5 protein-coding genes and 1 pseudogene are annotated in these 6,776 nt (G+C 37.9%); 3 read left to right on the top strand and 3 right to left on the bottom strand.

Annotated elements, in window-relative coordinates; genetic code table 11:
- Together ACFIO3_RS05205 and ACFIO3_RS05200 are read left to right on the top strand one after the other, a co-directional pair.
- Window positions 1-122: pseudogene (locus ACFIO3_RS05205) on the top strand (transcriptional regulator); the annotation flags it as partial.
- Between the two features lie 1,389 nt (window positions 123-1,511).
- Entirely contained in the window at window positions 1,512-1,883 is a 372-nt protein-coding gene (locus ACFIO3_RS05200; protein WP_375704169.1) for a helix-turn-helix domain-containing protein, read from the top strand.
- Between the two features lie 1,323 nt (window positions 1,884-3,206).
- Here ACFIO3_RS05200 and ACFIO3_RS05195 read toward each other — a convergent pair.
- The 3 genes from ACFIO3_RS05195 to ACFIO3_RS05185 form a co-directional block, all read right to left on the bottom strand.
- A complete protein-coding gene (locus tag ACFIO3_RS05195) occupies window positions 3,207-3,602 on the bottom strand; it encodes a hypothetical protein (protein WP_375607030.1) in 396 nt (131 codons plus the stop codon).
- Between the two features lie 271 nt (window positions 3,603-3,873).
- Window positions 3,874-4,005 (bottom strand): hypothetical protein, encoded by a 132-nt coding sequence (locus ACFIO3_RS05190; protein WP_375607031.1) that lies wholly within the window; start codon window positions 4,003-4,005, stop codon window positions 3,874-3,876.
- A 263-nt stretch (window positions 4,006-4,268) separates the two neighbouring features.
- On the bottom strand, window positions 4,269-5,504 hold the full coding sequence (locus tag ACFIO3_RS05185) for an MFS transporter (RefSeq protein ID WP_375607032.1): 1,236 nt from the start codon (window positions 5,502-5,504) through the stop codon (window positions 4,269-4,271).
- A 1,050-nt stretch (window positions 5,505-6,554) separates the two neighbouring features.
- Here ACFIO3_RS05185 and ACFIO3_RS05180 point away from each other — a divergent pair.
- A partial coding sequence (locus ACFIO3_RS05180; protein WP_375704168.1) for a helix-turn-helix domain-containing protein occupies window positions 6,555-6,776 on the top strand: 222 nt, incomplete at its 3' end.

Raw genomic sequence — 6,776 nt, 5'->3', positions numbered from 1 at the left:
AGGAAAATCTCTCACACCACGATCAAGACACCTATAGCGAAAAAGAACACGCCCTTTTAAAAAACTTTAGAGAACTCGAAGCGAAAAAACAGAAGGCAATCTTGTGGTTAATTTCTGATTAGACAAAAGCACCCCGTCAACATCCCTCACCAATATATCCAACACCCTTAAAATATAAGCTTCAGATCACGACACCTCAAAGAAGGCAATTTTATCAGACACGACAGATAAGCGCTGCCCTAAAATATTCCCTCACACACTTTTCTCCAGTCAACACCTTAACACCCCTCTTCATCCCAGCTTTCTCCGCTCCATTCACAAACGCGCACCCTAGTTCTCCACATTCCATGCCATGAAAAACATACAACGCATAAATCCTTCACTTCACTTTTACAGATTCACGTTTTTACGCTTTTACATCTTTACAGAAAGCAGCCAAACAAAATTTTTCCCCCAGCGTCTTACACTGCGTTGTCAAGAATCCGACATCTTGTAGCAGTTTCCTCCTACCAAGCACTTAGACAGATCAGCACACCATACCCCTCAAACAACGGATTCAACAAGCAAGCCTTTTCTGAATATTCTTACACCCATCCCTCTCCAACACAAAGAGCGAAAGCTCCTACAAATACCGATCAATTCCGCTTCGAAGCAAAGACCCCACCCAAAAGACAAAGCTTCACACACACCAAAAAGCTTCTCCCACAGCGCCAATTTTCACATGCTTCATCCTAGCTTTCCACTTCATTTGCAGACTCGTTCCCCAGTCCTCTCACCCCATTCCATGCCAAGACAAAAGCATACAACACATAAATTCTTCATTTCACTTTTACGGATTCACGTTTTTACGCTTTTACATCTTTACAGAAAACAACCAAACGAAATTTCCAAACCAGCCCACCACTCAATAAACAAGAGTCTGTAAACAATTCAACTTTTATCGCGTATATTGCACTTGGGAAACACCCCTCACCACCCCTCAAAGGATACTGTTTCACCAGACACGGATAGATAACCCCTACCCTCAAATATCCAGACACTCTCACAAAAAGCACCTTATTGATATGCCCGAATTATTGATATGCTTGAAGATCCGTCGACGGCATATCCTTGCCTCTAATGCCCCCATCTCACCCTACCTCAAATGACAATATTTTACAGCATAAGGCATAAGGCATAAGGCATAAGGCATAAGAAGATAATGAGACAGTTTTTAAGATACAAAAAAATGCTCTCATTTTCCAAATCTTTTAATTGTTCTTGCCAATCTTTTGAAATTACTTTATCACTCAAAAGGTGCTTTGATCGTCTACGCAGCGATCAATAGGGAGTTGAAGCCCGAAAACTCAAACATTAATTTACCCCACTTTGTGGGTATCCCGGAGTTCCGGGAGTTTTTGCTATGTCCAAGTGCTTGTCAGCACTAAAAGCAAAAAGCTGATTTGAGTTCAGTGCTTTCAACCTCCCGGAATACTCATGCGAGGGCGCTCGCAACTGGAGGGGAGCTTGAAGTGCAAACTAAAAATTCACATTTCAATGATATTTCGATAGGCAAAAGAATTCGTCACAGACGCATTTCAATGGGACTTTCTCAAAAAGAGTTAGGAAGCTATTTAGGCGTCAGTTTTCAACAAATCCAAAAATATGAAAAAGGCTTCAATCGTGTAAGCGCGGGACGCTTACAAGAAATTGCCAACATCTTAAAAGTTCCCATTACCTTTTTTTATGCCGATATTGCGATAAAAGCAGATATTGTCACAAAGGAAAATGCTCTCCCCCATGATCAAGACACCTATAGCGAAAAAGAACACGCCCTTTTAAAAAACTTTAGAGAACTCAAACCGAAAAAACAAAAAGCAATCTTGTGGTTGATTTCTGATTAGACAAAAGCCCATCAATCGACATCCGTTGCCAATATTCCCCTCAGCCTAAAGCCTTGCCCGCCTGATACCACCAGATCTCAAAAAACGGTTCACGACACCGGTTTACGACATCATAGGATAACAAACTTCAAAATAGGATAACAAACACCAGAACCTTGGAAAAACACCCCCACCCCTCTCACAGAATCTTATCAAAAGATCTCATCTGATTTAAACGCACAATTCCGATTGTATCATTATGATACCTTTTTACATTTACCTTGTCAAGTTTTTATATTTTTCTTTTGATATTTTTGTGTTTTTCTTTAAGGGGAGCCACATCCCTCAAAACATCTTTCCTGCAAAATGCCCCTCATACAAAACACAATGTCTAAAACAACAAGAGCTAAAATAGGATTTCCCCTAAATAGGATTCCCCCTAAATAGGATTCCCCCTAAATAGGATTTCCCCTAAATGGGATTTCCCCTAAATGGGATTTCCCCTAAATGGGATTTCCCCTAAATGGGATTTCCCCTAAATGGGATTTCCCCTAAATGGGATTTCATTGTATTGCTCATTCATCCACTTATTAAAAAACACCTCTCAATTCTTCTCACACCCATTTCACGAATATCCCCCATAAAAATATAATTGTTAAGCTCCGCATAGAATATAAACGCCAACCACGATTTTTCTCTCTTCACATCTCTTTACACATCAGCTCTGCAATCTGTTCACAGCTATTCCCCACACACTCTTCTCCAGAAAACGCACTTCAACAACACTCTTCATCCCAACTTTCTCCTCCATTCACGAAGACACTTCCCCCAATCCTTCCCACCACACTCCATGCCATGATAAAAGCTCTCACAAAGCACAAATCCTCCGCTTCATTTTACAGATTCACATTTCTACGCTTTTACATCATTACAGAACGCAGCCAAAGGAAACTCCCAAACCACCACGCGATAATTTGATAAAAACAAAACACCTTTACAACAATCTCAAACAACAGATTTCTGTAAAGAGCTCATATGAATTTGATTGATCAGATCTGACTATTAGATTGGCATATAGAGCCGTAGAACAGAAAGTAATTTTCTATAAGACAGAAACGATAAAAGCGCTATATAACTGAGACAGAACATGAAGAATTGCAAACAGATAAAACGACATCTTTCTTCGTTACAACACTGAAATTGTAAACGAGACTACGAATAACTATCGTCTGAATATGCAATTTTCACATCTGCGAATTTTTATTGATTAATTCAATCCCAACATTTTCCCTGAAACACATTTCTTCATTATCTACTTCTTTGAGACAAACCGGTAAAGGGGTTTCATCGATTATAAGTACGGACATAATAACGCGTTACTCCAACCTCATCATAAGAAACCATAGACATGATACCTGTCTTTATTGGCGTTATTTGATAAGTCAAGATTACACCATTTTGCTGTTTGTTTGGTTGATCTGTATAGATCACGTTATATCCATTCCGTCGCAAGAGATCAATAAATACAGGAGTAAAGTTGTCTTCTGTTTTATTTTTTTTCACAATAAGTGTTGTTGTAGCGGGCGGTAAAGGTTTTTTAAGATTACGAACAAAATCGTTAGCAATTAATTTTACATCATCTTTCGTAATATTTGGACTGACATAACTTGATGAATAATTACTGATAGATGCACAACCAGCCACCAATACAAGCGGTAACGGAAATAAATATTTTGACATCTTAACTCCCCTATTAATTGCATTCTCTTCTGAGAAGCTCCTACACCAGAAATAAGAGCCTCCTTTCAAAGAATAGCCTTAACAACATACTGCTTTACTATCAAGCATTAGTTAATCAATTTCTCACTTGTTAAAAAAACGCCACCATCCTCATAGTACTTAAAGCTTATGCTTAACACACAAAATATATATGTTAAAAGTACGAAAAAACACATGTAAAGCATGTAGTATACATATAGTATATGTATACTTACTTTCATGGTGTGTTGCATTACATAAACCAACGCACAGCACCCTTCATTTCCCCTCCATTCACGAAGACACTTCCCCCCAATCCTCGCACCACATTCCACGCCCCCAAAAGCCCAAAGTGACCAAAAACACGCACAATATATGAACCCATAAGTCCTTCACTTCACTTTTACAGATTCACATTTTTACGCTTTTACATCATTACAGAACGAAGCCAAGGAAAGGTTCACCGCCCCGTACCACTCTATAAACAACGGTCTGTAAAGAATTCAAATGCTTGCCTAGCAAGTTTCCACCACTGACCACTCATTCATTTCAGATTCCCCCTTCAAAGAGCTGTGTTTTTATCTCATGAATAAGATAATTAGCGAACCGTCTTTAGAAAAAAGAAAAGGCATGGAGATATCAAATATATCAATGGTCGTCATCGACTGTCGTGTTAAGAGGTGTTAACTCTTTATTTTTCTTAATTTTTACAACGCCAATAATTCCCGTGGAAATAATTAATGCGGACATAGCTAAAAAAGAGCTTAACAATCCCACGAGAGCCAAAAGTCCAGCAATAAAGCCAGAGATTGCTTCCGCAGAGTTCGCTAAAGTTGAAAAGGTTCCAAAACTTTTACCAAAATCTTCACGACGAGAATATAATTGAATAGCTGAGACTAAACCAATATCCACAAAGGCACCCATAAATCCTAAAACAAATGCTAACACGAGAAGGAGTTTTAAATAAAGTCCAGCAGCTAAAGGCATAACAAACAGAATAACCCCATAAAGAAGCCAAAATATCATGAGCTTCAACGATGTAATATTTAATATAATTTTACTATATAACAAACCACCAACAATAGTTCCAACAGCCATGAGAGAAAAAATATAACTAACAAAGTTTTCCTCTCCCCCTATAGAGAGAACAAAAGCTGGAATTAAAAATCTTAAAATTGCACCCGTAAAGAGAATAGCAAACGACGAGCCAACGAGCGTAATAAATAAATTATTATGTTCTGTAGAAATATATTTAAGATATGAAGCTGTTTCTCGATAAATTTTTATAAAATTGAATGATTTATTCTCATTTGAATTTAAATTCGTGAGATTAAATAACACGATAATAGATATAAAATAGGTAAAAAAATCAAAAATGAGTACTGCCGATTTATTTACTAAAAAAAGCAGTATGGAACAAACCAAAGGGCCAATGACGGATGCAGTTTCCATGATAATTTGAGCAATGCTATTGGCCTTTGTAAGATCTTTTATTGAAAACATTCTGGGAATAGCAGCTTGAAAACTTGGTTGGAAAATACTTCTTCCTATCGTTGTACATATTGCTGCAAAAATAAGAACAATGATATGTGCCGTACCTGTTATATAAGTTATAAAAACAAACAATGAAGCTAATAATCTAACAACTTCACTTAAGATGATATTTTTCTTCAAAGAAAAATTATCCGCTAACCAACCTCCTATAGGGCCAAAAAAGAGAAAAGGGATAAATCGAAAAAAATACACAAGACCTGTAAAAAAGGTGTTATCTGTTAATTCTAAGACAAGTAAAATAAAAACAACTTCATAAGCATAATCACCAACTTTAGAAATAAAGAGAGAGCAAAAAAGAGCTAATGGACTCTTTTTTAAAAACAAATTCATATCAACCATCCGATGTTAAACTTAGCTACACTTAAAATTACACTTCCTTCAATACAATTGGTGATATGAACTTCAGAAGAGTCTTTTATTCTAATAAATCGCTTAATAAGTTAAGTGAAAATTTTTAAAGAAATACTCCTATTGATATAAGCATTTACTCTAATATCAAGTAATATCTTTAAAAAAAGAAAGAATGTAAAAACTATTAGATCACAATCTTCCATATTATTACATTGACCTCCACCCCACGTCTCAAAGAATGAAAATTCCCAACCAGCACTAGTCTACAATCCCACTTCAAAAAGCAGCTTTCCCCACAAAATAAAGCTTGCACCCAACCACTCCTCAAGCGACAGCACTTCGTCAGGCTCAACAAATCAAGCCCTATCTCCAAAACCGCCCTCCTTCACGCATCTCTTTGCACCACCGGATTACCCACACTCTCCTCCTATCCATGCGCACTTTCTTCATTCTCCATTCCCCCCTTTTTCTCTCCCATCACACTCTCACAACTTAACAGCACTCTTCCTCCCAACTTCCATTCACGAAGACACTTCCCCCAATCCTCGCACCACATTCCATACCATGACCAAAAACACGCACAATATATAAATCTATAAGTCCTCCGTTTCACTTTTAAGGATATACATTTTTACGCTTTTACATTATTACAGAACGAAGCCAAGGAAAGGTTCACCACCCCGTACCGCTCTATAAACAACAGTCTATAAATGAACGCAGCTTTTTGCCTAGTACCCCCTTACAATCTTCAGTCGCCCCCCTCAAACGACAACACTTCATAAAGCTCAACAAATCAAGCCCTGCCCTCAAATATTCTAGCTCTTTACTCCCCCCTAAAAGAGCAATGTTTTACGGCATAATAGAATAGAAAATTCTTGATTTTTCTTGCCAAGCTTCTGAAATTACTTTATCACTTAAAGTGTAATTTTGGTCGTCTACGCAACGATCAATAGGGATTAAAAACCCGAAGACTTGACACATAAATTTATCCCGCTTTGCGGGTATCCCGGGATTCCGGGAGATTTTGCTATGTCCAGGTGCTTTGGCACTAAAAGCAAAAAGCTGAGTCAAGTCAGTGTTTTTAACTCCCGGAATACCAAAGCGAGGGCGCTCGCAACCGGAGGGGGGCTTGAAGTGCCAACTAAAAATCCACATTTTATCGACATTTTGATAGGCAAAAGAATCCGTCATAGACGCATTTCCATGGGACTTTCCCAAAAAGAATTAGGAAGCCATTTAGGTGTCAGTTTC

It is taken from the genome of Bartonella sp. AD328YNZD (genome assembly GCF_042196425.1).
This window is presented reverse-complemented; position numbering and strand designations above follow the sequence as displayed.

Coding starts and splice junctions, on each gene's coding strand:
- ACFIO3_RS05195 (WP_375607030.1), bottom strand. CDS start 3,602: ATGTCAAAATATTTATTTCCGTTACCGCTTGTATTGGTGGCTGGTTGT.
- ACFIO3_RS05190 (WP_375607031.1), bottom strand. CDS start 4,005: ATGGGTTCATATATTGTGCGTGTTTTTGGTCACTTTGGGCTTTTGGGG.
- ACFIO3_RS05185 (WP_375607032.1), bottom strand. CDS start 5,504: ATGAATTTGTTTTTAAAAAAGAGTCCATTAGCTCTTTTTTGCTCTCTC.